Genomic DNA, 25525 nt, shown 5'->3' with positions numbered 1-25525 from the left:
CTTTAGCCGGAAGCGCGGCGAGCTTCGTCCTGCATCAATTTTCTGCCTCATTAATAATAAGCAAGAAGCCTCCAGTTCCACCGATGCGCGTGGAATTGGAGGCTTCTTGCTTTCCAGCAAATTGCGTGTTCCTCCGGCTTCGGATTCGCGAAGCAGCTTTCGGACTTCGCCGCCCTCGCGTGCCCAGCCGGATTCATCGGCAGACGGCCATTCGTTGCACATCCATCATAACCGTGCGGCTAAACGCGTCTTCTGCCGAAGAAGAACGAGAGGATGAACAGGACGAGGAATACGACGAACAAAATTTTCGCGATGCCCGCGGCGGCCGAAGCGAGCGTGAAGAACCCGAGCACTCCCGCCACCAGCGCCACAATCAGAAACAATACCGCGTACCCTAACATAACCATCACCCTTTCGATTTGTCGTGATCGGCGTTGCCGCCCTTGCTACTTGGCATATACACCGTCCGCCCGCGGCTTGAAACGCGCCGCACCCGCGAGCGCCTCTGCGCCGGACGGCCCGCGCGGCGCGGCAGCCGCGCAAAAAAGCCCCGTGAACCTGGCCCGATCGGGCTGGTTCACGGGGCTTTGCCATCCAAGGCCGCTAGCCGCGGCCGATGCGGCTCAGCCGCAAGCACGGCTCGCGCCGGCCGGTGACCTGGCCGGCGTCGTTGACCATCTCCGGCGGGAGGCTCCGCCGGACGGCGGCGACGACGTCCTCGCCGAGGCCAAGCTGCTCCAGCATGCCGCAGACGGCCTCCGGCCACGGCGTCTCGCCGCCGTCGGCGAGCTTGACGACGCCGGCGATGCCTTCCTGGCGCAGGGCGAAGACGAACACGCCCTGCGCGCCGCTCTTGGCGACGACGTTCCCGTCGCCAAGCAGCACGCTCGCCAGCCGGTCCGGTCCCTCCACCAGGACCGGGTGGCGGCGCATGGCGGCGGCGATGCGGGCCGCCGCCGCGGCAGTGTCGCCGCCGCCCGCCCGCTCCGCGCCGGCGGGCGAGGCGCCCTTCGCGCCGCCGGGGCCTGCGGCGGCGTCCCACGCGGCGAAGCGCGCGTAAATAAGCGCGAGCCGCCATAACGGCAGCGCGAACACGGGCAAGCCGCAGCCGTCGACGGCGCAGCCGACGGCCTCCGGCTCGAGATCCGCGAGCGCGGCGACCGTCCGCAGCACCTCCTGCTGCAGCGGATGCTCCCGCTCCGCGTACGTCTCCATCGGCCAGCCGCGCAGCTTGCACAGCGCCAGCATGCCGATATGCTTGCCCGCGCAGACGTGGTACAGCTTGCGCGGCCCGCCTCCGCGGCGAAGCAGCTCGTCGCGGGCTTCCCGGCTCACCGGCAGCTGCGGCGCGAACACGAGCTGCTCCTCGCGAACGCCGGTCTGCGCAAGCATGCGCTCCAGCACCTCGATATGCGCCGGCGTCCCTTGATGCGACGCGCACATCAGCGCGATCGCGTCGTCGCCCAGGCCGTAGGCTTCGGCCACGCCGCCCATGATCGCCGGCAGCGCCTGCACGGGCTTGGCCGTCGAGCGCATATAGGTCCGGATCGAGGCGTCGCCCGCCTCCGCCAAGAGCTCGCCGGATGCCGAGACGACCGCGGCATGGCCGGCGTGCACGTTTTCCACGACGCCGCCGCGCGTCGAATAGACAAGCGGCACGCCCAGCACCTCCGCCGGCGTCGGTGTTTGATTGATCATCCTGCCATCCCCTGTCGTTTCCAAAGCTGAAATGCGTATCATACCAACGACTGATTGTACCATAAAATCCCGTTTGTTTCCTACCACGCATCGCGTCTACGACAGCCTATGCGCCGCGGCGGCGGTCCGCCTCGATCTCGATTCGACAGGCGCCTGCCGACGCGCCCGCTCGCCCGGCGCGTTTCAACCCGCTGCCCGCGCGTGTATTTAGTACATAAGCCGAATCCGAGAGGAGTGACGACGATGACGGAGGCGAATCCGCCCCGGGAGCCGCAGGCTTCGTCCGCCGGTCAGGCGGGCCGCAAGTCCGAGCCGGTCGAACGGGCGAAGAACGGCTCGATGGTGCAGGATATGCAGGACTTGAAGCGTCTCGGCCACGACATGAAGCAGATGAAAACAAACCGCCAGCTGCAGGAACAAGGACTAGTACCGGATCCGATGCAGGAATAGGCGCGGCACGGACGAAAGAGGGGCGCTCCCCCTCTTTTTTTGGGCTGCCCCCGGGCCGTGACCGCGGCCTGCGTTATCCGCCCGTTCGCCGCACGCGGCCGGCGCACAAGGCCGGCGCGGCACGCCCGGGCATCGCTATCGTTAGCCGCGCCCAACCGGGCCATGCCGCGTCAACCGGCCAGAAGGGTTCGGCACCGGTTACGCCGGTTCATTTTGCAATCGGAAATGGGCATAATACCCGCGGGAGGCTTGATGAGAGATGAAGGATTTGCACGAAGGCCGCATGTATTGGCAGGAAACGCTGCCCCATCCCCGGACGTATCCCCCGCTTCGCGACTCGTCGGAGGCCGACGCCGTCATCGTCGGCGGCGGCATGTCGGGCACACTCGCCGCGTATGTCCTGGCAAGCGCCGGCTTGCGGACCGTGCTCGTGGAGCGCGGACGCGTCGCCGCCGGCAGCACGCTCGCCAATACGGGCTTATTGCAGTATTGCAACGACATCATGCTGTCGGAGCTGACCGGCCGGATGGGCGAGCGGGACGCGGTGCGATTCTACCGCGCCTGCGCGGAAGCCGTGCAGGATCTCGGCGCGATCGCCGCCGCGCTGCCGATCGACGCGGAGTACCGGCCCGCGAGCAGCCTATACTGCGCCAGCACCGACCAGCACGTGCCGAAGCTGAAGCGCGAGTACGAGGCGCTGGCGCGGTTCGGCTTCGACGTCGAGTACTGGGAGCCCGAGCAGATCGGCGCCCGCTTCCCGTTCCGCAAGCCCGGGGCCATCGTCACGCACGGGGACGCAGAGATCAATCCGTACCGGTTCGTCCATGCCCTCGCGGACGAAGCCGCCGACCGCTTCGGCCTGCTCATCCATGAAGAGACCGATATCGCCGCCCACGAGACGGAGGGCGACGGCACGCACGTCCTGCGGACGGCCGCCGGAGCGGAGCTCCGCGCGAAGCACGTCGTCTATGCTGTCGGCTACGAGCCGGAGGAGCTGCGCGGCCGTCTCATCCGCTCCGAGATGGACCGCTCGAGCGTCATCGTCACCGCGCCGCAGCGGGAGCTCTCGCCCTGGTACGGACGGTATATGATCTGGGAGACGGACCGCCCTTACTTCTACGCCCGGCTGACCGACGACGGCCGGGTCATCGCCGGCGGCTTCGACGAGCCGCACGGCCAGCCGCTCGCCGGGCGTAACGCCCGCGAGCGCATCTCGGACAAGCTGGAGAAGCGCATCCGGGAGCTCTTCCCGTCGTTCGACGTGCAGGCCGACTACGAGTGGAACGCCACGTTCGCATGGTCGCGCGACGACTTGCCGTTCATCGGCGAGGACCCGAAGTGGCCGCGCGTCTATTACTGCCTGGGCTATGGCGGCAATGGCACCGTCTACAGCATGATCGGCGCCGGGCTGCTGCGCGCGCTCATGCTCGGCCGCCCCCATCCGCTGGCCGGCATCGTCGGGCTCGATCGGCCCTCGCTGCAGCCGAGCTAGCCGTTGGCCGGCCCTTCCGTCCGCTATAAGCCCCGCCCCCTGACTTCGCCCACCCGCCTGCTGGCCGCAGAGAAAAAGCCGCTCCCTCACAGGAGCGGCGACAGCATTCTCGCGGCCATCTCGCCGGCCTTCTGCCATGCCGGCCGCCGCTGAAAATGCGACCGGTTCACTTCCTCGCACGACGCCAAATCCGCCATAAAATCAACCTCGAGCCGCTCGATCGCCTGCTCGTCGAAGAGCAGCGCGTTGATCTCGAAATTGCTGAAGAAGCTCCTCATGTCCATGTTCGCGGTGCCCACCGACGCGAGCAGCCGGTCCACGATCAGCACCTTCGCGTGCACGAAGCCGCCGTGATAGCGATAGACGCGGACGCCCGCCGAGAGCAACTCCTCCACGTACGACAGCGTCGCGAACAGCACGAGCCTCGTATCCGCCACGTACGGGATGATGATGCGCACGTCCACGCCGCTCAGCGCCGCGGTGCGCAGCGCCATCAGTACGCTGGGATCGGGGATGAAGTACGGCGTCGTGATATAGATGCGCGTCTTGGCGACCGCCAGGGCCGCGAAGACGCATTCCAGAATCGTCGCGTCCTTGTTGTTCGGCCCGCTCGCGACGATCTGCACCTGCTCCTCGCCCCTGCAATCATGCTCCGGCATGTAAACCGGATTCGCGAGCCGCTTCCGGGCGGTGAACCACCAGTCCTGGATGAACACTTCCTGCAGAAAGTAGACGGCATCCCCATTCACCTGCAAATGCGTGTCCCGCCAGAAACCGAGCTTCGGGTTGCCGCCGAGGTATTCGTCGCCGATATTGATGCCGCCGACGAAGCCGACCAGCCCATCGACGACGACGATTTTGCGATGGTTGCGGAAATTCATCCGCTTGTTGAAGAAAGCGAGCTTCGCCTGCAGGAAGCACTGCGTCTCGACGCCCGCCTCCTGCAGCTCGCGCAGGTAGCGGGCCGGCAATTCCAGGCTGCCGAGGCCGTCGTAGATGACCCGCACCTCCACGCCCGCCCGCGCCTTGCGGACCAGCGCATCCTTCAGCCTGCGCCCGATGCCGTCGTCGCGGATGGTATAAAATTCCACGTGCACGTGATGCCGCGCCGCTTCGATCGCCGCCAGCATGGCGCCAAACGTCGCATCCCCGTTCGTCAGCACCGTCGTCTCGTTGCGGCCGGTGATCGGCGAGAACGCCGTGCTTTGCAGCATCCGGAACAGCCGCTCCTGGCAGCGGAATTCCTCGCCGCGCATATCCTCCGGCCGGTGCACCAGCTTGCAGCGCAGCAGCGCCTGCAGCATCGTCTCCTTCGTGACGACGCCTCGCCGGCGCAACGTCCGCCTCCGCCTGTATTCCTGCGCCAGGAAGTAGTACATGACGAAGCCGATGAGCGGCAGCGCGAACAGGATGAGCAGCCACGCCACCGTTTTGGACGGACGGCGGTACTCGAGCACGAGTATCGTCGCGATTTGAAAGATGAATACGATCAGTACGAGCAAAGCCCAAATCATGGCGTCCCTCCCCCCGAGTCGGCCCGGATGCCGCACCTTCTAGTTTTCGCGCAACCGCCTGGCTCTATACGCGCGATCAGCGCGTTTCCCGTCGCCGCCAGGTTCGCGCTGCCCCTAGCATGTTTCGTCGCGCCCGGGAATAAATAGCTAGTAGCACGTTACCACCGAAGGAAGGAGGATGAATCGGCGCGATGTTCAAAGACTCCAAACGGACCCGTTACACCGAAACGACCATCGGGCTCGGGACGCACGTGGAAGGCAGGCTGGTGAGCGATGCCGGCATCCGGATCGAAGGCGAATTCAAGGGCGACATCGACTGCAAAGGCGACGTCATCGTCGGCGAATACGGCATCGCGCGGGCCGGCATCGCGGCGCAGGACCTGACGATCGCGGGCAGGGTCTTCGGCGATGTCAACGTCAAGGGGCGCTTGACCATCGCCGCTTCCGGACAGCTGCACGGCAACGTGTTGGCGCATTCGATTCTCGTTCAGGACGGAGGGATGTATAACGGCCATTGTCGCATGGAGCGCCAGACGGAAGCCAAGCCGCGCCATCTGCAGGAGAACGATCCGCTGCAGCCTGCCCCTCAGCCGGTTAAGGAGATCCCCGCCAAGGAAAAATCCCGGCAGGCCGGGTAGCCGGAGGAACAACAAGCATGCCGAGCGGACCGAGTGAGGGTCCCTCATGGCTAGCGAACCTCATGAAACAAGCGCCCTTCCGGGCCTCCCGGGGGCGCTTAACATTTTTCGAGGCCTCGCAGCCTTCGTTCCCGCGCTTGCGGCGGCCGCGCCAGCGCCGTCATGCTCCGCGCTGGCGCCTAAGCCTTGTCTGCCCGTTGCGAGCTGGGACTTGGCACTTGCATCAACTTAAGAGCCGCGCCTTGCCGCATTGCTCCTTCTATAGCGTCCGATGCCCGCTCAACGCCGGCCGTTCCGCCGATCGGCGGATGCCGAGCGGCAGGCTGACCGCGCCAAGCAGCACGACGCACGCCGCGCCGAGCAGCGCCGAGCGGTACCCGCCGCTGCCCGCGAGCAGCAGGCCCGCGGCGAGCGGCCCGAGCATCTGCCCGAGCCCGAAAAACGCGGTCAGCCAGCCGATCATCGTCCGGTTGTTCTGCGGATACAGCTCTTTGGCGTAGGCGACGAACAGCGTCGTAATGCCCATGAACGTCGCCCCGAACAGGAACGCGCCGGCGAACACGGCGGCGGACGAAGGCAGCAGCACCGGCAGGGCGATGCCGACGGCCTGCAGCAGCATGGCGGCGGTCAGCGACCGCTTCTTCCCCCACCGGGAGGCAGCCAAGGACCAGACGAGGCACGACGGCGCCGCGGCAACGCCGACCACCGTCCAGCTGACCGACGCCAGATTCGGCAGGCTCGACACCGTCTTGGCGAAGGCCGCCAGGTACGTTCCCGTAACGATATACCCCAAGCCTTCCAGCCCGTAAGCGATCATGAGCACGATGACGATCCGGCGGGCGCCGGACGGCGGAGCGGCGGATGGCGGAGCGGCGATCGGTGCCGCAGCGGACGCTTGGGCGCTGCCGGACCGGTGCCGCAGCGCCAGCCAAGCGGCAAGACCCAGGACGAGGCTCATTGCCCCCAAGCCTTGCCAGGCTTCGCTCCAGCCGCCGTGCCGGCCGAGCAGCGGAACCGTGAGACCCGTCAGCAGAATGCCCGCGCCCACGCCGCCGTAAAAGAGGCCGGTCTGCAACGCCGACAGCCGTTCCAGCACGATGCCGGATACGAGGATGAAGACGGCCGCGCTGGCGAAGCCCGACAAGAAGCGGAGCGCCAGCCAGCCGTCGAGGCTGCCGCAGACGGCCATGCCCCACGTGGTCGCGATGCTGACAAGCAGTCCCGCAGCCAGCGCCGCGGACCGGTTCTTCACCCGGACCAGCGTCAACGCGACCGCGCCGAGCAAATACCCCATATAATTGCCGGCAGCCAAATACCCGGCCCCCGCGGCCGTGAATAGATGCCGCTCCAGCATCGACGGCAGGATCGGCGTGAAGGCAAACCGCCCGATGCCCATCGCGACGATCAGCGCGGCCGCGCCTCCGAGCAGGACGAGGGTCGTATGACGTTCGCTTGCTTGTCGTTTCATGGCTACCTCCCGCGATTTGCGCTTGACGCAATTTGTCCATCCAGCATACCGCATAGGCTGTCATCGCGGATAATACGAGTTGTCGATAATGGGTATCTCGATTACAGATGCCAAAGCAAACAGCCCCTGACCGAAGTCAGGGGCTAATAGCAATATCTATTCAGAAGAGGTCAACTCATTAGTTAAACATAAGGAATTGTATATTTTAAGATATGCCCTGTCATCGGAGAAACGTATTCTGTTTCCGAACCGAGACCGAAATAAAACGTCCCTTGATATTCCTCGAAAGAATGGGCATAAGTCACGTAATTGAAGCTAAACTCCTCTATCCACTTTACAGCATCATTGGATCTATAAACCCGAATGATCCAACTGTCATTTTGGACCTTTTTTGAAGTCAAGAGATAAGCCGTCTCTTCTCTAATCAAGATATCTCTCGGAACAAATCCGGTAGGAAGATTTACCTTACGCGTCGCAAGTAAGTTATCGGCTACAATCAGAGCTAGTGGAATAATTTGATGATCATTATATATCTCGCCATAAATATAAAGTGCTTTTCCAAGGAAATTCGTAGGGCGATCTAATTTCAGAATCATTTGTCCATTATATTCCGGTGCTATTACGCTTCGATCAACTGCTATTGTCCTAACGTTAAAGTTTATATCAATTTCTAAAAAGATCGTCTTCAATTCATTTATTGCATAAATATATCCTGTTGCATACAGCTTTCCATCAACCATTACAAACGTAAAGAATCTGTTTCCAACAGAAAAATTTTCAAATACACATTCACCAACTAATTGCCAGGATAGTCCGTTGTCAATTGAACTATACACCTTTCCTGAATCATCGCTTCCAATTGCCGAAAACAGCCTGCCATTAAAAGCAACCATATCATAAACATGAATGCCTTTAGGAATATTGCGATATTTTTTCCAAATCCCTGATTCAAGGCGATAAAAGTTACCAAAATCCCAGCTTTCACCTTTAGCATCATGGCCAGGAATAGTCAAAATGCAATTAATAATTCGAAAACGATCGATTTGTTCCTCGTCTGCATGCGTAGAGCTAGTGTTTGAAACATTTTCAACTCCAAAAGTATCAGAGTTCAAATCTAGATATCGAATCGGTACGGGACCGCAATTAGGCTCAGGTCCCGAATTGGAACTATTTCCATGACCAAAATATATCTTGTTATTGAACAGTTGCATGTCCCATACGTTTTTTCCGTAGCTTTTCTTCTTGAATGGCATCCCTAAGTCAATTATTGATCCAGATCTTAAAACATCAGTCATAAATTTTCACCTCCTTCAAGTAAATTAGTACTAGCAGTATATTCGAATAATAGACTTATGAGACACTACTCACTTTTATTTCCATGTATGTCGAGGTGAGCAATTAGCCCGCCTGCTGATGCCTGGACTGAAGAGTTACTTCCCGCGGCTCAAGTACAAAAAAGATGCCTCCTAACAATGTTAAGAGGCATCAACATTCAAGTCGGTGTCGGCTAGAATGTCTCGGTATTCAGTTCCGAACGAAAGAGATGCCATCAGGTCGCGACGTCCCGCCGGTTGAACACGAGCCACGTAATCACGACGAAGACGATGTAGTAGCCCGCGAGCACGGCGAGCGAGAAGCCGATCGTCATCCCGTGGGCGATTTCTTTGCTGCCCAGGTAGGCTTTCAAATTCAAGTGCAGGAACAGCAGGTAGTCCACCCACTTGTACTCCAGCATCAACAGCAGGCTGCTGCCGATCATCCCGAAGAAATAGATGAACATCGACAGGCCGATGGCCAGCCCGCCGCTGCGGAACAGCGTCGAGAGCATGAAGCTGAACGTGACGATCATGATGAGCCCGATATAATCGAGGATGTACGCCTGGATCATATAGCTGAGCGGGCTGGAGTTGTTAGGCACGCCGAAGGCATCGTTCGCCGTCTTGGTGTCGCCGTAGCCGAACAGGATCAGGTTCAGCACGAACGAGCCGGCCAGCATGACGATGGTCATAAGCAGCGCGAACAGCAGCAGCGCGACGTACTTGGACAGCAGAATTTTGGAACGGCTCCACGGCCGGATGAGCAGCAGCTTGATCGTGCCCGAGGAGAATTCCCCTGCCACGCTCTCCGCGGACACCACGACCGTGAAGATCGTAACCAGAAGATAGCTGAACTGCTCGATGCTGTTCATGACGCTCCACATGGACTCTCCGCCCTTGTCGAAGGATTTCGACAGGACGCTGAGCAGGATGACGATCAGCAGGATGATGCCGAACATGATCCATGTGCCGATGCGCCGGTAAATCTTCATATTCTCGTTGCGGACGAGCTGCAAAAAGTTATACAAGCTGTTGGCCTCCCGTCATCTCGAGGAACTGGTCCTCCAGCGATTTGTTCAGGACGCGAATCCCGTATACCTTAATGCCCGCTCCGACCAGCTCCGCATTAACCTGCGCGATCGTCTCCCGGTCCGCCCGCACGAGCGCGCCTTCCTCCACGCGCGCCGCCTCGTGCTGCGCCAGCAGCCGCACGGCATCGTCCGGCCGGTCGACCTCGAACACCACGGGCCCGCTCGTCTCCGCGAGCTGCGCGCCGCTCTGGATCAGCCGGACGTCGACGAGCTTGCCGCCCTGAATGATGGCGACCCGGTCGCACATCAGCTCCATCTCGCTCAGCAGGTGGCTGGAGACGAAGACGGCGATGCCCTCCTCCTTGGCGAGCTTGCGCAGGTAGTCCCGCAGCTCGCGGATGCCCGCCGGATCGAGCCCGTTCGTGGGCTCGTCCAGGATGAGCAAGGAAGGCTTATGCATAATCGCCTGCGCCACGCCGAGCCGCTGCCGCATGCCGAGCGAGTAGGTCTTCACTTTATCATGGATCCGTTCCTTGAGCCCGACCAGCTCGACGACCTCGTCGATCCGCTGGCTCGTGATGCCCGGCACCATCCGGGAGAAATGAAGCAGATTTTGATACCCGGTCAAATACTTGTACATTTCCGGATTTTCGACGATCGCGCCCACATGCCGGATCGCCTGCTCGTACTCGTCGCGGACGCTGTGCCCGCCGATCAGCACGTCGCCCTTGGTCATGCGCATCAGCCCGACCATCATCCGGATCGTAGTCGTCTTCCCCGATCCGTTCGGCCCCAGGAAGCCTAGCACCTCCGCCCGCGGAATGTCGAGCGTCAAGCCGTCGATGATCGTCCGCTTGCCGATGACCTTCGTGACCTGCTGCAGCCGCACGATCGGCTGTTCGTCCGATACGGTTCCATACGCCATTGTCCTAACCCCCCTTAACGCGATGCAGAGGCGCTGCCGCCTGCGCCCGCGTCTCGCGTCTTGTCCCCATCAGTATACCGAATGAAGGAAGCGATTGGAAGGCAGGAAGCGAATGTGCCGGTTACGCGCTATATACGAGCGGCCTGCTATCGGGATAATATGAAGCATTCGCATTCGACCTGAACGAGGCCTGGCTCTCGACAACATTCACTTCCCCACAAACGACACAGAATCCAAGAGGAATGTTCATTCGGTAGAACCCGGTTCGAAATACTTGCTTAGCTCCCTCTACGCCAAAGAGTTTTCCGCACTTCACACAGCAAAACCGTAGTGTATCCGTCATAATATAAGCCCCCTTTTATTCTCTGTCGGTATATACTCTTCGTATCATTTAATTAGTTTATGTTACAATTTGTATCTGATACCTTTAGATTACGCAGTATAGTGATTTCTGTCAATAGATTCAATCGACAAAAGGCACTTTTTGTCGCATGCGTGCTGTCATAATTCAAAAAAAGAAGGGACGCTTTCGCATCCCTATCCCTCTTTCATATCCAGTGGTTAAATCCACTCTTAGTCGAACTCACTTCTTCCTCCATCATCCGCTGATAGAGAAGATATACCTTCTGTCGATTGGGATATTTTAAGCGGAAGTATGCTAGCAGCGCATCCTTTAAGGCTAGATTCATTTTATTGTTCGGTACGAAGGCCATTCCGTAGACGTACCTATTTTCTTCCCTGCGCCTCCACTGCAACGAACCCGTTAAGCAAAAGTCCCAATCCCCAAAGGAAATCCAGGCTTGCAGCGAATAATCTTTGCTAACCGGAAACCGTAAATGGGTTTGAAATTTCAATCCGCCCGGGCTCAAATCATCAAGAAGAACAGGCGTATAACCGGACTGTACGTTTTCCCCGAATACGCTCGATACCGCGATTCGCATTGCTACGTCGCCCCGGACTTTTATTCGGATATACTCGCGTGATATAGGATGGCTACTATTGCATAACATGATTACTCGCCTCTTTTTAGAATGTGTATCATTGCTGGAAGATTTGATACTAATTGTATCATTGTAAGCGTTATAAAATCCGCCATTTTAGGTGACAGGCGGGTGATATAGACCTGGAGTCCTTCCCTAACTAGTAAGCACCTTACTTTATATGCTCTTTAATAAGGTTATGAATTCTTTCGCGTTCGCCGGGAGCCACCTTGTAATACCAGATTGCGGAAATTGTTTCCCCTTGGCCTTGCACTTCCACGGTATCAACGGACTTGATCAAAGGGCGATAGTCCAGAACGAAACTCTTCATTTCATCAAAATTCATATTCGTCTTCACGCTATCTCCGAGTTGTCCGAGCATCGAATGAATATGCGTAACGGAGGAGATGCTCAAGGAATTTTTCATAATCGCTTGAAGAATATCTCGCTGCCGGGTATTTCGCCCTAAGTCCCCTCGAGGGTCATCATAACGCATACGCGAATACAGAAGCGCCTCGTCACCATTCAACGAAAGTCGTCCCTGCTCGAAATGATGACCGCTATAATCGAACGCAAACGGATTATCGACTTCGACGCCTCCAACCAAATCGATCAGTTTGGCAAACCCTTGCATATTTACTTTAATGTAATAGTCGATCGGGAAGTCGATAAAGTTTTCAACCGTAGCCATCGACATTGCGACTCCGCCGAACGCATAGGCATGATTAATCTTATCGACCGTCCCATGTCCAATAATCTCCGTCCGCGTATCGCGAGGAATGTTGAACATCAAGATCGAATGCTTATTCGGATTGACCGTCATGACGATAATCGAATCGGAGCGCCCATTGTCGTGATCTCGTTGATCGACGCCTAGCAGTAGGACCGTAAACGGACGAATCGTCTTGCTTATCTTCATTGTAGGCAGTATCTTCACACTTTCATCTTTGCTGACATACATCGGTTTAACGGAATCAACCTGCTCATACATACGGTCGGCTGTTTGTTTCACTGAGTGGTAGAAATACCAGAAGAAGCCTCCAACGAACAACACAAGTGCTCCCATAGCAATCCCCACCCAAATGATCAACCGCTTGGCAGGAGTTTTCATAGCTCATCACTCCTTTTGACAAAAAATACAAGTAATATTCTTCAAAATAGACAGGTTATGCGATCAATACTCGATACGTAACGTAGCAATATACAAACAATACGGTTCATCCAGCTTTCTTGTCAACTCTTTTCTTTGCATTCACAAGGGCTACAGTGCATGTTACAAGTAGTTTCATTTCGACGGATTTCGATAGCATCAGTTGCCTATCATATCTACCTTATTGCAGTTACTTGGGATTAATCCATGTTCAGAAAATTATTAATAATTTTACTCTGGTTCCCTTTTATAGTTTAGCTGTGGTGTGTATGCATGGAGATTCACTTTCGATTGCTGATGCAGCCGTTTTGGTATCATCTCTTTATCGTACCCAAGTTTGATTTTAACGGTGTGATCACATGTAATGACCTCTATCAGAAAATAGACCATTTTGTTGTTGCGGTACTATCCGCTATCACGTATTTAACTGCTTCATAAATATAAAATCGATCGTTATGTGTAATTCTAGACATATTATGTGGCTTTATAATCTATTTTGACCAAACAACGAGACGATTTGTATCTTTATTTCAAAAAACAGATACAAATTGTTTCATTTTTGCTTAATTATCTGTATAATGGGCTTAGTCACAGATTATTGTAGCAGGAGGGGCCTATGAGCCTTATCGTTGGTATCGTCTATAAAGAAGGTCAATCACATGACGCTTTGCGGGAAGAGGGACAACGTCTCATGCATGCGATGCGACTATATCCTGCAGATGACCGACAACATTGGCAAGAAGATTCCGTCTTCATGGGTTGCCACGCCAAGTGGATTACCCCTCAAGCCGTATCCGAGAAACTCCCATACTACGATGAGATTTACGATATTGCAATTACAGCTGATGTGATTTTGGATAACCGTGAGGATTTATACAGACTTTTACAGGTAATCCCTTCGCAGAGAGATGTCATAACAGACTCCGAACTAATCGTTCTGGCGTACGTTCGTTGGGGGACGGAATCTCCTAAACATCTTATCGGCGATTATGCGTTCATGATCTGGGATAAGAAGAATAAACTTCTATTTGGAGCGCGAGATCTCGCGGGGAATCGAACGTTATATTATCACCAACATCGACAAAAAATCACCTTCTGTACGGCCATTACGCCCCTCTTTTCACTAGATTATATCGAGAAGGCGCTTAATGAATATTGGTTTTCCGAATACTTAGCCATTTCCGCCCCGATCGATTGTGTCGACCCATTTATGACAGCATATCGTAACATCCAACAAATTCCGCCTGGGCATTGCTTAATCGCGACAAAAGGGACCCTTCATGTCGTAAGGTACGATACGCTAGTCACCGATGAACAGGTCTTATTGCAGTCCAATTCCGATTATGAAGAAGCCTTTCGAGAGGTGTTTAGCCAAGCTGTTTCCTCCAGGCTGAGAACCTTTAAGCAAATTGGCGCAACGCTAAGCGGTGGTCTTGATTCCGGAAGTGTCGCTAGCTTTGCCGCAAGATCTCTTCGCGATGAAGGCAGAACGTTGTACGCTTACAGTCACGTCCCTGCTGCTGATTTCAAGGATTGGACAGCTAGCCATATGATGGCTAATGAGCGGCCGCTCATTCAAGAAACAGTGAGACATATTGGTAATATCAAAGCCACTTACCTAGATTCTCCAGGGCTCAGTCCTCTAACCGAGATCGATGAAGTTCTCCGTATCATGGAATCGCCATATAAGTTTTTTATTAATTCGTTCTGGATCAAGGATATTTACGAGAAAGCCAGCCAACAAGACATTGGCGTGCTGCTTACAGGGGCACGGGGCAATAACTCGATTTCTTGGGGATCGGTGACCCAATATTGCGCCCACCTCCTCAAGTCGATGCAATGGGTACGATTCTATCAACATGCAACGTTATTCAGCCAACAAATCAAAGTACGGAGATCGCGTCTCTTCCCGAACATAGCCAAGCTTGCATTCCCGCTCATGGCCAGGTTGCCTTTCGTTAAAACCAATCGGGAGGGGGAAATTCCTTCCTTGATCCATCCAGATTTCGCTTCGCGTACCGAAGTGTATAACAAGCTCAAGGAACATGAATATACCATCAGCGATGCACCGTTGAATTTAATGCAGGAGAGGCAATTCTTCTTCAATAATCTCGCTGTTCTTAACATGCAAGGCACTTCTGGCTCCAAGCTATCTTTACGATACGGTGTCTGGGAACGAGATCCTTCTTGCGATCCACGGGTCGTTCGGTTTTGTCTCTCGATTCCAGTCGAACAATTCGTACTACAAGGTGTTGGCCGTTCCTTAATCCGTAGAGCAACCAAAGGATATTTGCCGGATTCAGTTCGAATGAATCAACGACTACGTGGAGTCCAGGGAGCGGATTGGGTGCATCGCATGATTCCCTCATGGCCGGAGTTTATCGCGGAGATGCGCATATTATGTCGAGATCCTCAAGTAATGGAATATATGAACGTGGTAGCAATCAACGCAGCGCTATCAGATATTGAACGAAAACTTCCTCAACCTGATCTAGCTACAAACGACAACATGATCTTCTTAATGCGTAGCTTAATTGTCTATCGCTTCTTAAAGAGCTTTTGATTTCTTTTATTCATGCAACCTGCATTGAAGGGAGGTGACACAATGAAAAAAGTATGGCAACAGCCAAAAATGGAAGTACTTAGCGTCAACGAAACAATGCTTGGTTTTGGTTCCAAATTGACTGACTGGACTTATGTTGGCGGAGTATTGGACACGGACCAATACGATCCAGGGAATCAAACCGGCGGCAATTCTGGACCAATACCTGTTTCGTAAGGAAGATTCTAAGCCATTTTGCATTCAAAGGGCTGTCTAGAGAGCTATAGGCTTTCAGACAGCTCCTTTATTTTCAAGTATAACTTTCATAGTACAGGACCCCCTCTAACCGTTGTTGCCAACGATTTAGAGGGGGTCCTGTACTGATTAGAACTAAGTTTACAACTTCTCGGTGAAAATTATTTGGCTGACTGGATTAATCTTCCAAATTCCCGATTTATCCTTGTTCACTTGAAAAACAATGGATAAGCGTTTGTTTTCATAATCGGAGGGTGATTGTTTCTCCGATTTTTGCTTAACGTATACGAATGCCGTTTCGTTTTTGTAATAAATGATACGCTCAACTTCATTCGTAAATTTAATGTCGTACTTCTTGAAGAGAGCAGCATACGCATCTACCAACTGTTTAGTAACGCTTGCATCTCCGTTGTATGTAGTATTCAATGCAACGGCATCCTCTGCGTTTAGGGCTGCTACGTTAGCATTTACGACTGCAAGGATAGCTGTTTTTTCCGCGTCTGGAACCGTTACTTCTTGCAACCCGTTGTCATTAGCGTTCGGGTACGTTGTAGATTTGGTTTTAATATCATAAATCTTCCAACCACCAACCGCTGTGCGAGTCAGTATTGCTTCAATCAGATCTAGACGATCTAAGAAGAATTCCTCACCATCCCCCTTCGTCGTTACCTTATAGCTAATTGTCGCTTTGTTGCCTTGCCAGGATTTAATTTTGATGTCTTCAAAGGTAGAGGCGGAGTTCGGGAACGTGATCGCCGTTACTTCTTTATAATCATTCCGAATAGGAGACTTAGTATCGAAGGTGGCCAACAGATCAATCAGATTACCCTCCGCAGCTGCTTTCTTATTTTTGATCAATAGCGCCTTGATAGCGTCGAGATCATTTTGGTCCGGCTTTTTATAAGTTAGCCGAATGATTTGGGAGGCTTTGATCCATTCAACATCCAATCCTGAAGCTTCACTAATGAACCGAATCGGGACGAGCGTACGGCCCTTAATCAGAATTGGTGTTGGCGGCTTCGGTGGAATTTTATCAAACTTTCCGCCATTAATGGTCATTTCGTTAGTTTTCAAGTTAATCATGATCGTTGTCGACGCGGATAAACCCGTTACGATTTTCGTCTTCATATCATACTTGACCGTATAACCAAGTGCCTCAAAGATGCCTCGAAAGCCTGCATAAACGGTCCCGCCAGTCAAGAAAGGATGAACGTCAAACTGAATTTCTTGATCTTCTAGATAGGTGCGAATATAGTCCGGGCTGGAATTCGTGGCCGCCATACTGATCGAAGCGAACGAGAAAACCATCGCAACAGCGACTAACAAAGCGAACACCATTTTACATTTTTTCATAATTGCACTACCTCCGTCTCCTAATTTACTAGCCGCAGTTCCTCTCTTTTCAGATTCTGTGTGTCATAGATGCAATAATAAACTCCCACTTTTATTTCCTAATACCGAACCATATTTACCATATTATTATATATTTCACACTATACCATTTAGTAAATGTAAAAAACAGCGATATAAGCCCTATACTCGTCGCAACTTCATCGACATCCTACTCATAATATGAGTTGTATAAAATTGTAGATATTCGTCCATTTCTTAATCTAAACACATACTCTTTTGTTATATTGTCGAAATTCAGATCGTCATCAGGACCGATGGTCCTATACCGAAAGATCACGTGGTTCTTGAAAAGAAAGCAGTTTCCCGAATACTCCTTTCGTCTCCGAAGCCAGTTGAGCATACGCTCCTTGTTGAATAACTTCTCCCTTGTCAAGTACAAGGACCTGGTCCGCATTACGAATCGTGGACAGGCGATGGGCAATGACGATGATCGTCATATTTCCCTTCAATCGCTCAAGGGCCGTTTGAATGATGGCCTCATTCTCGTTATCAAGCGAGCTGGTCGCTTCATCTAGAATCAAGACGGTCGGCTTTCGCAAAATCGCTCTCGCTAATACGATTCGTTGGCGTTCTCCGCCCGACAGACGAACTCCTCGGTCGCCAATTACCGTATCGAGCCCACTGGGGAGATTTTTGACAAATTCAGCCGATGCCGCAAAGTGAAGAGCATGCCAAATCTCGGTATCGCTCACATGCGGCTTAACCAGCTTCATATTCTCACGAAGACTTGTATTAAAGAGAAAAGGCTCTTGTGAGACATAACTGATCGTCTGTCGATAACTCGGAATATTTTGGTCTTCCAATGGTTTGCCATCGATAAGAACTTCTCCTTGATTCGGTGTGAGAAGACCAATAATCAAGTCGATAAGCGTGCTCTTACCGGCCCCTGACTTGCCGACGATTGCCACCATACTATTTACCGGAATTGTCAAAGAAACGTCTCTCAAAGCATACGACGACTGTTCATTATCGTATCGGAAAGAAATGTGCTTGCATGTGATGCTCTCGCGAATCGGCATTGGCATCGGCAATTCAGCGTCCATGTTGTTCCAAGGCTCTTTTGCTTGCTCACAAGCCGTACGGATATCGAGCAATTTGGAAAAAGCCGGGATCGACATTGCAATCTGCTCAATCGTGCCTTGAAGTCCGGAGAAGCGCGGCCATAGCCGGCCGAAAATTAACAGAATCAACATCATCTGTCCTGCCGTAACATTAAATATATCTATAGAGAGGTACACGAACGTTACAATTAGAAAAGACGACACCAAGCTGTAACGAATCTGGCTTGTCGCCTGAAGTGTAGCGAATTTCACAACGTTTCGCTCCATTTGCCTACAGATTATTTGGAACCAAGACAAATGCGAGGACTCCAAGCCATTACTTTTGATGTCCTTGATGCCGTTAAAGTGTTCATTAACCCCAGCCAAGTAGTCCATCGATAGCTCCGTCGTACTGTTTCCAAGTGTCTTGGCTTTTCGTACGAAATGCCGAGAAAAATAAGCAAAGGCAAGTCCGCAGAAGATTACAATTAAAGTAAGCTGCCAGGAGAGCACCATTGCGAAAGCAATCTGAATAAGAGTAAAAGCTACTGACGTCACGAGATTCAACGTTTGTATTGTCCCCTGACTGACCCGCGCCAGCTCGGTCGTTAGAACGGAGCTAAAGTCGGCTTTCCGTCGATGAACGAAGAAAAGCCAGTCAGACTCCATAATCGTACGATACGTCTCGATGCGCAATTGTTTGATGAATCGTTGTTGAATAACTGAGTTCAAAATCGTTTGCTGCCTTTTTATGAAGGATTGACCCGTTACGATTATGAAATAGGCACACAAAACAATAGGAAGAAGCATCTGCTGCGGAAAGAAATGGAGACCTTTGGATACCTCAGCCATGAACGGAATGTTTGATGAAGCCATATTGACAACACCAATAATGCCCATGACCGGTACAAGCAGGTATAAGCTAACGCTATCCATGAGACTTATGAAGATCATGCTAATGAGATTCCAGTATAGGCGCCTTCCTTCCGTCTTATGAAGTTTGCGAAGATAAAATAATAATTGATTCAACGTGTTGCCTCCTTCTACAAAGCAGGGATGCTCTTCCCTCAAACCGATTACCCCTCTTGCGTGGTTCGATTTCGATGAGGGTTGGAAACGATTTTGCCAAAAAGACGAACCATAGTGAACTTAGGCATTTCGGCTGCTCCCGTAACATATAAGCGGCCGCTTCTCAACCAAGCATGAGCAATCAGTTTGCCCTGGTCGTCTTTCGCCGTGCCGAAGTATATGGTGCTAGCAATACCGCGCCGCTCAAGCATCTTCATGGCAGCCAGACCCCTGACTAAGCATTTGCTCTCCCACCAAGTATGTTTACTGACCAGTAAGAGCGCGTTCGAGATGCGGCGCATCGTTACTTCCTCTTCCTCGCTTGAGGAGAAAGTCGTTTCGTCTGTTTGTAGTCCTAAATAGTTAACTACCTTAGAAAAGGGCAGTGCCTTCAGCAGCCTAGCCCACGCTAAGTAATAAGTAGCTTCTATAATAAGCCATCTCGTTTGACGATTCATCTTGAACAAGCGCGATAATTTCCGACGCACCTTTAACCATACTCCTTCTATATAGTTCCCGCTTTGTTATCCGTTCGTAACAAGACCCTCTTCCAATAAATGTGCCAGGAAGATGCGAACATGCTCCGCGCATAAGTTGTCTTCCACCTCGTATTCCTCACACAAGATCGCAACGATCTTATTCAAGGTCAGGGGCTGTTCAATTAAATCCCAGATCCTCCCACCAATTTGACCTAAATTATAATATTTTCCGCTGGCGATGCTCATCATGACCGTATCGCCGTCCATGTTGCTTGCCAGATTTCCTTCTGCTCTGCAAAACGACTGATTCTCGTTGATCATTAATTTGCCCATGTTTATTCCACCTCTTTAATTGTTGTCCATATTTGGTCTACGATCTCCTTGACTGTAAACCCGTCTGCCGGTCTGCGGATTCTATACACGGGAAGATGCTGTGCCAGTTTCACGCAAGAGGCAAAATGCCATTGTTCTCGCTGTAGAAAGGGAACGAGATTCCCCCGAAAGGTGTGACACATTAATAGCGGGATTGGCATTAGACCTGTCGCCCGATCGACCTCGACTTGCCGGTCGTGTCCTTTCGTAAGTACGAAAATGCCGGCTAGGTCGATTTCCCTGTCGTAGAACGAAGATAACACGGGGACTGCGAATTTGGTTTGACGGTCATGCAGCGGCTTATACTCACCTGCCATACCAAGACCATCCAGACTTTCTTGCCATAATTTTTGCTGGGGATACGCTGGAATAATGACAGGATTTGCTCCAGACAATCGTACCGGAATGACGTCATCGCTTACCAATGCGCAGCCTTGATGAAGAAACGCAGCGGCAAGCGTCGACTTGCCGGCACCCGATTCGCCGATGAACGCATATGCTTTGCCATTAAGAACGACTGCGCTTCCATGGAGCGAGAGCAAGTCGCGCTGCATTAACAAAAGCCCCATGCAGGTGCCTAATAAATAAAGGCGAATAAGTTCCATGTCAGTTGAAATCAATGGCGATACCTCAATTCTGGAGCCATCTTCGATTCCGAAGATCGCCACATCCGGTACATACATCAGCAAGCAATCACCTTGAATACCGTAATAGCCTTGAAATTTACGAGCTTGCTCCCATCGAGTTGACAAATCACTTAGTCCAATTTCTATATCCGATTCTTCTTGGACGAATTGAGTCTGCGTCAGTTCTGGCAGCGAAAATTCACTTAAGATGCGAAGGCCAAAAGCCCAGTAGTAAAATCTGTTCATTATGTGGATCATCAATCTTCCATCCCCCAGAGAAGATTTCGGAGACCCTCATACAGCTAGAGGCTGCATGAAGGTCGCCGACTAAGTATAATTCCGTTACGACGGCGATGGCGACGAACCGCCAAAGAAGACAATTGGGCTACTAGGTTCGATTAGGATTTCCTCATAGTTATCGGCCGTCACATAATCGACGTATTTGCTCCCGACGCCAGCCATTGTCATACTTACATTCAAAACTTCCAAGACCGGTTGCTGCCATTCTTTCTTCGCCATTGCTATCACCTCCTTTCGGCTCAAGCCTGGAATCGATGAAGAAACCGACCTATCACTAGACTCTGCATGATTAATCGAGTTTCCCCGTTGAACGCTTGTTCCGCCTCCGGCGCCTTTCCTACGAATCCGCAGGCCTTCCGAATGCGGTCAACATTCATATAGCGCGCAAAGACCGGCTCTTTACACATTGATTCGACCTCATCGATTACTTCCGCCCAATGCGCTCTCATTCGATAGACCCAATCTGCGCCTTGTATCCCCCTAACGCGATGATTCAGGCGAATTTCATCCGGCAGCAAGCCAGCCATGGATCTTCTGATCAGCGATCGGTCCTGTCCCTCGCGAACATATTGCGCCATCGGTACAGATAAGCAGAATCGCACTACCCTCACATCGCTTGTCGGATCACGTTCCCACACGCGATAACGCAACGAAAGCTTCATGGCCTTGTTGCCGAATGTGTTAGAAATTGCACCATTCTCGAAATGTTGGATGCGTGCGTCAAGCGCGTTCAATAACCGCGAGCCGTTCAAACTATTCCGATGAGGCGAAAGTCTTTCAACCATTCGCATCTTACAGGCAAACTCCGGATTAATGATTGCGGATAAAACCGGGGTGCGCTCCCGCGGATCAAGCGTAGTTGCACCGAAGGCCCGTTTGGCGATCAGGATCATTAACTGTTTCCTCCCGACACCTTTCTTACGGCTATACCATCGAAGCTCCCGGTAGAGCTTGAGCAACTTCCACTTTCGTAGCATATAAGCGTAACAACCGATAGCCGGTCCCCAGGAGACCGAATGATTACCTTTTGCACCGGTCAGCAAGATTCCAGCACCATCGCGAGCCGCTTGCTCATAGAACCCCCGGATCCAAAAGGAATTTTCCACGAATTTATAAGGCATTTCGAGTGTGTCAAGCCACTCTCCCACCTCGGTCAATGCATTGCTGTTAGCAAAACTCATATAACGGTTGTTAATGTTCCCAATAAAGTCGCTAGTAGCTCGAATGAATGGGGTTTCGTTGGCCAGCATTCCGTTCCCCGTCCAGTCCGTGAAATCGTCTACAGGAATATAACTATAGGCATCCAGGCTCTTACCATGATCCTTAAGCATCCGTGCGGCAAAACTCGCTACAGAGCTTGAATCCAATCCACCGCTCAGCGAGACCGCAATCTTGTGTCTGGTACGCAGTCTAGCTTTGACCGCTGTATTCAATTCATAACGGAATGCTTCCTCGTATTCACTGTTTGACTTGAATTTTGTTTCTCGGTCAGGGATAACCGTGTCATATCGATTGACGTTGAATTGCCCTCTCTGAAGGACGAATGAGTGGCCCGGTGGTAGCTGACGAATCCCACCATATACGGTTGAAGCGAGATCGAAGGAGTCGAACATATCCGGAATCGCCAGGAAGTCGGCAAACCATGTTTCATTCAGCGTCTTTATCCGGTTCGGTAAGGCGAGAAGTGGAGAGATCGTAGAGCAAAAAGCAAAACAATTTTCCTGTTGACAGTAATAGAGCGTTCTATTACCCATGAGATCTCTTGCCCCGAACAAAAGCCGTCGCTCACGGTCCCAGACCATATAAGCATAATCCCCCAACAGATACTTCGGAGATTCCGTCCCCCATTTCGTGTATGCGCGTAGGATTAGCTCACCATCGGTCATTGCCCTACGATCAGACGCGTGAATTGATAACCGCTCGAATAGTTCTTCGCGGTTATCAAGAATGATATCCGCCGTAAGCATTAAATGTTGATTCTCGTCGAGTCTTGGCATTGGTTCGTTCACAGATTCAGGCGTAAGCCATTGTGCGTGACATCCCATGAACACGGATTCCTCGTTTCGCGTCCGGATATCATCGGCTGGAAAATCCTCCAATCCGTTCATCAGTGTCCTCCCAATCGGGGAGACATCCATATCCGAATCTATACCGATTACTCCGACAATCGCGCTCATCGCTTCACCTCAGGAGAGGAAAATAAGTGATGATCTGCCCATTTCATGACCCGACCGCTAAACGGAAGAAGTGACTTTAGACGGTTAATTTTTGAGCGATATCGCTCAAGCTCGGCTTGAATTCGCTGCTGCTTATCATAGCTATCTGTCAGTCGCTGTTCCAACGTGCGATATGCCATCTGCAATCGAAGAATTTCGCCTTTATCCTTGAGGGGGGAAACAAATGATTCTTCAGTTCGTTTATCTTGAATGACATCCCCTGTACGCCGAATCCCGTAACTATCAGTCCAGTTGCAGCCCGTCATAGCCGATAACTGATTTGTTCGACGATGAACCATATCCTCATCTGGCCCCATATCAAACCGCGTGCCGACAATCTGCTCCGCTGCTTCCAATTCATCATTGTATCCGAGGTCACGGAAAATTTTGGCGCCGATCGCCCTACAGTAGAGCTCGATCTCTTTCTTGTCGAGCACAGTCTTCCAACTATCTACTGACTCTCGGTGTACTTCCTGATGTTGAGCGACATACGGGTCGCCCACGCCCATGCTGTAGAACAAATCCGCCTTGGTCGATTTCGAATAAAGACCGTATTTCTCAATCCCCTCCTCATAGGCAATACCGAGAAATTCACATATATCCTGGATCACTTCACGAGGACGATCAACCAATTGTTCATAATATAATTTATAGGTACACGGATGGTCCAAGGCAAAATAATCAAGATACCGTAGCATCCCCACTGTAACATCGTTGATTTTCATATCGAAGCTCTCGCTCACCAATGCTTCAGTTAGATGCAACTCCCCCTTGCCACCATAGACCTTCTTATATGAAGCAAGTACTGCAAGCGGATTACGGATTAACCAGACGCGTTTTGATTGCGGAAATAATCGATCGAGAAATTCCAATATGCAGTAGTACCTTGGCGATTTGTCGAGGATCAACCGCGCATCCCCACTTTGAAGCAAACCATTATAAATCTGTAAGGCAAATTTCCTACAGGCTTGATCATAGATTGAATCGGGGACGATACCGTTATAGAAACGCTTAACGATTCCCGTGCCTCCATATGGCCGATTCGGCGATACCTTCAAGTCATACAACCCCATCAGAAACCACATCTCTTGAGCAGCGAAGACGGCGGAATGATTTTGAAGGATCGTCGTCAACAAAGAACTCCCACTTCTAGGTGTACATAGAAGAAAAACGAGATTGGTGCCATCCTGTGAGATCATATGCCCCTCCGTCTTTTAGATACGATATGTAGCAATTGTAGCACATTTATTCCGTTTTGTATCGTTTTTTTATAAGTTAGCAAGCAACGTAAAAAAGCCTCTTGTACCAAGAATGAACTCTTGGTGCAAGAGGCCTTAACCGCTTTAATGTCGAGCTTTATCGACATCATTCATTTTGAATCGCCTTACCAGCCACAATAAAGGCCGCAAAGGGAAATAGAAAATAGACAGTGATTTGGGAAGCCGCAGCATCTCGACATCTCTGCGGGTAGGAATAAACTGGTCAAGTAAATAGGAGAATTTCTTGTTATCGGAATGCAGCGTAAATAAGTACCATTTATAATGCAAGACCAGTTTTTTCGGTAGCGCCGTAAAAGACACCATATCCTTAAAAAAAACCGTGCTACGTACCGCTAATCTTTGGGTTCTTCGATGATGCGCAAAAGGCATCATCGCTTCCGGCAAATCGGTCTTTAACAACTGATTCGTTAAAAGCACCGCTAGCCCGCCGACAACCAAGGCATTGTAATGCTTAAGTGACGGAATCATCTTTTGCTGCCAATCCACATCTAGCTTCATAAATAACTGAATATCCGTAAGCCATCTAAGTCGGAACCAGCCATGCCGAGCGCCGTGAGATACAAGGAAAAAAAACAAATCTTCATGGCTCAAATAATGGATGGAGCTGCGGCCAAGCACCCTGCTCCTGATCCATAAATCATCAAAGGCAGGCTCCGCTGACGAATGCGAATTTAATCGCCAATGCAGCTCTACTTCGATCTTCTTCACGGGATGCAGCAATGAAATATGATGCGTCAGTCTCTGGCTTATATTCAGCTGTTCTAAATCGGTACATATGTACCCTTCTTCTTCAAGAAGTCCAACAGCGGTTTCAACGTCACCTGCGTCAACGAGAATATCCAAATCCTTGGATGTTCGAAGAGACAGATCTCCATAGAGGATCTCTGCAAGTATCGGACCTTTCAGCACCATTGTACGGATTTGTTTATTCTGTAATAGTTCGCTCACATGATGCATTTCCGCACTTAATTGAAACATGGCAAACGCGTTCCTTCTATACTCTAAGTGTAGGTTGCTCATCACGTTGGCCGGAAACGGAAATTGCGATTGATTGTGCTTAAGAATGGCATACACCTGGGGATACACCCGATGATGGATAGCTAGCGCAAGGAAGCGGTCCCAATTTATGTCCGTAAATGTCTCAAAATACACATTCCCCAGTGAATCGTTATCCTTCTCAAACCCGAGTACTGCTAAGAGCAACTGTAACTCTTTCGGAAACGATTGCAGATTAATTGTAAATTCATTCATAAGAATGCGCTCCTCTTGTTC

General features: G+C 51.9%; 22 protein-coding genes and 1 pseudogene. 5 read left to right on the top strand and 18 right to left on the bottom strand.

From position 1 onward, the window contains the following. Positions 1–239: 239 nt before the first annotated feature. Together ACFPB1_RS19190 and ACFPB1_RS19185 are read right to left on the bottom strand one after the other, a co-directional pair. The gene (locus ACFPB1_RS19190) at positions 240–401 is read right to left on the bottom strand and encodes a DUF1328 domain-containing protein (RefSeq protein WP_161698111.1); all 162 of its coding nucleotides are present in this window, start codon (positions 399–401) and stop codon (positions 240–242) included. A 202-nt stretch (positions 402–603) separates the two neighbouring features. Continuing rightward, a complete protein-coding gene (locus ACFPB1_RS19185; RefSeq protein ID WP_379227722.1) occupies positions 604–1698 on the bottom strand; it encodes an asparaginase in 1095 nt (364 codons plus the stop codon). A gap of 243 nt (positions 1699–1941) precedes the next feature. Between ACFPB1_RS19185 and ACFPB1_RS19180 the strand changes: the two genes are divergently transcribed. Both ACFPB1_RS19180 and ACFPB1_RS19175 read left to right on the top strand, forming a co-directional pair. Continuing rightward, positions 1942–2148 (top strand): hypothetical protein, encoded by a 207-nt coding sequence (locus ACFPB1_RS19180; protein WP_379227721.1) that lies wholly within the window; start codon positions 1942–1944, stop codon positions 2146–2148. A gap of 259 nt (positions 2149–2407) precedes the next feature. Then, complete coding sequence (locus ACFPB1_RS19175) at positions 2408–3640, top strand: NAD(P)/FAD-dependent oxidoreductase (protein ID WP_379227720.1); 1233 nt, start codon at positions 2408–2410, stop codon at positions 3638–3640. Between the two features lie 86 nt (positions 3641–3726). Here ACFPB1_RS19175 and cls read toward each other — a convergent pair whose 3' ends face one another. Next, complete coding sequence (gene cls / locus ACFPB1_RS19170; RefSeq protein WP_379227719.1) at positions 3727–5154, bottom strand: cardiolipin synthase; 1428 nt, start codon at positions 5152–5154, stop codon at positions 3727–3729. Positions 5155–5345: 191 nt separating this feature from the next. Between cls and ACFPB1_RS19165 the strand changes: the two genes are divergently transcribed. After that, entirely contained in the window at positions 5346–5792 is a 447-nt protein-coding gene (locus ACFPB1_RS19165; RefSeq protein WP_379227718.1) for a bactofilin family protein, read from the top strand. A gap of 259 nt (positions 5793–6051) precedes the next feature. Here ACFPB1_RS19165 and ACFPB1_RS19160 read toward each other — a convergent pair whose 3' ends face one another. The 6 genes from ACFPB1_RS19160 to ACFPB1_RS19135 all read right to left on the bottom strand — a co-directional run bounded on the left by ACFPB1_RS19160 (position 6052) and on the right by ACFPB1_RS19135 (position 12623). Beyond that, complete coding sequence (locus ACFPB1_RS19160) at positions 6052–7260, bottom strand: YbfB/YjiJ family MFS transporter (protein WP_379227717.1); 1209 nt, start codon at positions 7258–7260, stop codon at positions 6052–6054. Between the two features lie 182 nt (positions 7261–7442). Beyond that, a complete protein-coding gene (locus ACFPB1_RS19155; protein ID WP_379227716.1) occupies positions 7443–8555 on the bottom strand; it encodes a hypothetical protein in 1113 nt (370 codons plus the stop codon). 254 nt (positions 8556–8809) lie between these two features. Continuing rightward, complete coding sequence (locus ACFPB1_RS19150; RefSeq protein WP_379227715.1) at positions 8810–9604, bottom strand: ABC transporter permease; 795 nt, start codon at positions 9602–9604, stop codon at positions 8810–8812. Continuing rightward, positions 9597–10532, bottom strand: coding sequence for an ABC transporter ATP-binding protein (locus ACFPB1_RS19145; RefSeq protein WP_379227714.1), 936 nt, complete (start codon positions 10530–10532; stop codon positions 9597–9599). Before ACFPB1_RS19145 ends, ACFPB1_RS19150 begins: the two co-directional genes overlap by 8 nt. 548 nt (positions 10533–11080) lie before the next feature. Further along, positions 11081–11542, bottom strand: a complete 462-nt coding sequence (locus tag ACFPB1_RS19140; RefSeq protein ID WP_379227713.1) for a PilZ domain-containing protein — start codon at positions 11540–11542, stop codon at positions 11081–11083. A 142-nt stretch (positions 11543–11684) separates the two neighbouring features. Continuing rightward, positions 11685–12623, bottom strand: a complete 939-nt coding sequence (locus ACFPB1_RS19135) for an LCP family protein (protein ID WP_379227712.1) — start codon at positions 12621–12623, stop codon at positions 11685–11687. A 655-nt stretch (positions 12624–13278) separates the two neighbouring features. Between ACFPB1_RS19135 and ACFPB1_RS19130 the strand changes: the two genes are divergently transcribed. Then, positions 13279–15225, top strand: coding sequence for an asparagine synthase-related protein (locus ACFPB1_RS19130; protein WP_379227711.1), 1947 nt, complete (start codon positions 13279–13281; stop codon positions 15223–15225). A gap of 42 nt (positions 15226–15267) precedes the next feature. Continuing rightward, entirely contained in the window at positions 15268–15441 is a 174-nt protein-coding gene (locus ACFPB1_RS19125) for a paeninodin family lasso peptide (protein WP_379227710.1), read from the top strand. A 159-nt stretch (positions 15442–15600) separates the two neighbouring features. Here ACFPB1_RS19125 and ACFPB1_RS19120 read toward each other — a convergent pair whose 3' ends face one another. From ACFPB1_RS19120 to ACFPB1_RS19080, 9 genes and pseudogenes are all read right to left on the bottom strand, one after another. Next, on the bottom strand, positions 15601–16812 hold the full coding sequence (locus ACFPB1_RS19120; RefSeq protein WP_379227709.1) for a copper amine oxidase N-terminal domain-containing protein: 1212 nt from the start codon (positions 16810–16812) through the stop codon (positions 15601–15603). A 320-nt stretch (positions 16813–17132) separates the two neighbouring features. Further along, positions 17133–18941 (bottom strand): ABC transporter ATP-binding protein, encoded by a 1809-nt coding sequence (locus ACFPB1_RS19115; RefSeq protein ID WP_379227708.1) that lies wholly within the window; start codon positions 18939–18941, stop codon positions 17133–17135. 47 nt (positions 18942–18988) lie between these two features. Next, positions 18989–19438: a lasso peptide biosynthesis B2 protein gene (locus ACFPB1_RS19110; protein WP_379227739.1), complete on the bottom strand. Its 450-nt coding sequence runs from the start codon at positions 19436–19438 to the stop codon at positions 18989–18991. A 66-nt stretch (positions 19439–19504) separates the two neighbouring features. Then, complete coding sequence (locus tag ACFPB1_RS19105; RefSeq protein WP_379227707.1) at positions 19505–19792, bottom strand: lasso peptide biosynthesis PqqD family chaperone; 288 nt, start codon at positions 19790–19792, stop codon at positions 19505–19507. Between the two features lie 2 nt (positions 19793–19794). Next, positions 19795–20715, bottom strand: coding sequence for an aldolase (locus tag ACFPB1_RS19100; protein ID WP_379227706.1), 921 nt, complete (start codon positions 20713–20715; stop codon positions 19795–19797). 159 nt (positions 20716–20874) lie between these two features. Beyond that, a pseudogene (locus ACFPB1_RS19095) lies at positions 20875–20976 on the bottom strand (paeninodin family lasso peptide); the annotation flags it as partial. A gap of 20 nt (positions 20977–20996) precedes the next feature. After that, complete coding sequence (locus ACFPB1_RS19090) at positions 20997–22865, bottom strand: asparagine synthase-related protein (protein ID WP_379227705.1); 1869 nt, start codon at positions 22863–22865, stop codon at positions 20997–20999. Positions 22866–22930: 65 nt separating this feature from the next. Further along, on the bottom strand, positions 22931–24172 hold the full coding sequence (locus ACFPB1_RS19085; RefSeq protein ID WP_379227704.1) for a sulfotransferase family protein: 1242 nt from the start codon (positions 24170–24172) through the stop codon (positions 22931–22933). A gap of 144 nt (positions 24173–24316) precedes the next feature. Beyond that, on the bottom strand, positions 24317–25504 hold the full coding sequence (locus ACFPB1_RS19080) for a nucleotidyltransferase family protein (protein WP_379227703.1): 1188 nt from the start codon (positions 25502–25504) through the stop codon (positions 24317–24319). Positions 25505–25525 lie beyond the last annotated feature (21 nt).

The organism is Paenibacillus sp. GCM10023250 (assembly GCF_042653205.1).
GTDB lineage: Bacteria > Bacillota > Bacilli > Paenibacillales > Paenibacillaceae > Paenibacillus_Z.
This window is presented reverse-complemented; position numbering and strand designations above follow the sequence as displayed.

Bases quoted from the DNA above. Each gene is read 5' to 3' on its own strand.
- ACFPB1_RS19090 (WP_379227705.1), bottom strand. From the start codon at position 22,865: ATGAACGGATTGGAGGATTTTCCAGCCGATGATATCCGGACGCGAAAC.
- ACFPB1_RS19155 (WP_379227716.1), bottom strand. From the start codon at position 8,555: ATGACTGATGTTTTAAGATCTGGATCAATAATTGACTTAGGGATGCCA.
- ACFPB1_RS19185 (WP_379227722.1), bottom strand. From the start codon at position 1,698: ATGATCAATCAAACACCGACGCCGGCGGAGGTGCTGGGCGTGCCGCTT.
- ACFPB1_RS19175 (WP_379227720.1), top strand. From the start codon at position 2,408: ATGAAGGATTTGCACGAAGGCCGCATGTATTGGCAGGAAACGCTGCCC.
- ACFPB1_RS19110 (WP_379227739.1), bottom strand. From the start codon at position 19,438: ATGAATCGTCAAACGAGATGGCTTATTATAGAAGCTACTTATTACTTA.
- ACFPB1_RS19105 (WP_379227707.1), bottom strand. From the start codon at position 19,792: ATGGGCAAATTAATGATCAACGAGAATCAGTCGTTTTGCAGAGCAGAA.
- ACFPB1_RS19120 (WP_379227709.1), bottom strand. From the start codon at position 16,812: ATGAAAAAATGTAAAATGGTGTTCGCTTTGTTAGTCGCTGTTGCGATG.
- ACFPB1_RS19135 (WP_379227712.1), bottom strand. From the start codon at position 12,623: ATGAAAACTCCTGCCAAGCGGTTGATCATTTGGGTGGGGATTGCTATG.
- ACFPB1_RS19145 (WP_379227714.1), bottom strand. From the start codon at position 10,532: ATGGCGTATGGAACCGTATCGGACGAACAGCCGATCGTGCGGCTGCAG.
- ACFPB1_RS19180 (WP_379227721.1), top strand. From the start codon at position 1,942: ATGACGGAGGCGAATCCGCCCCGGGAGCCGCAGGCTTCGTCCGCCGGT.
- ACFPB1_RS19160 (WP_379227717.1), bottom strand. From the start codon at position 7,260: ATGAAACGACAAGCAAGCGAACGTCATACGACCCTCGTCCTGCTCGGA.
- ACFPB1_RS19140 (WP_379227713.1), bottom strand. From the start codon at position 11,542: ATGTTATGCAATAGTAGCCATCCTATATCACGCGAGTATATCCGAATA.
- ACFPB1_RS19125 (WP_379227710.1), top strand. From the start codon at position 15,268: ATGAAAAAAGTATGGCAACAGCCAAAAATGGAAGTACTTAGCGTCAAC.
- ACFPB1_RS19130 (WP_379227711.1), top strand. From the start codon at position 13,279: ATGAGCCTTATCGTTGGTATCGTCTATAAAGAAGGTCAATCACATGAC.
- ACFPB1_RS19190 (WP_161698111.1), bottom strand. From the start codon at position 401: ATGTTAGGGTACGCGGTATTGTTTCTGATTGTGGCGCTGGTGGCGGGA.
- ACFPB1_RS19165 (WP_379227718.1), top strand. From the start codon at position 5,346: ATGTTCAAAGACTCCAAACGGACCCGTTACACCGAAACGACCATCGGG.
- cls (WP_379227719.1), bottom strand. From the start codon at position 5,154: ATGATTTGGGCTTTGCTCGTACTGATCGTATTCATCTTTCAAATCGCG.
- ACFPB1_RS19100 (WP_379227706.1), bottom strand. From the start codon at position 20,715: ATGATCCACATAATGAACAGATTTTACTACTGGGCTTTTGGCCTTCGC.
- ACFPB1_RS19080 (WP_379227703.1), bottom strand. From the start codon at position 25,504: ATGAATGAATTTACAATTAATCTGCAATCGTTTCCGAAAGAGTTACAG.
- ACFPB1_RS19085 (WP_379227704.1), bottom strand. From the start codon at position 24,172: ATGATCTCACAGGATGGCACCAATCTCGTTTTTCTTCTATGTACACCT.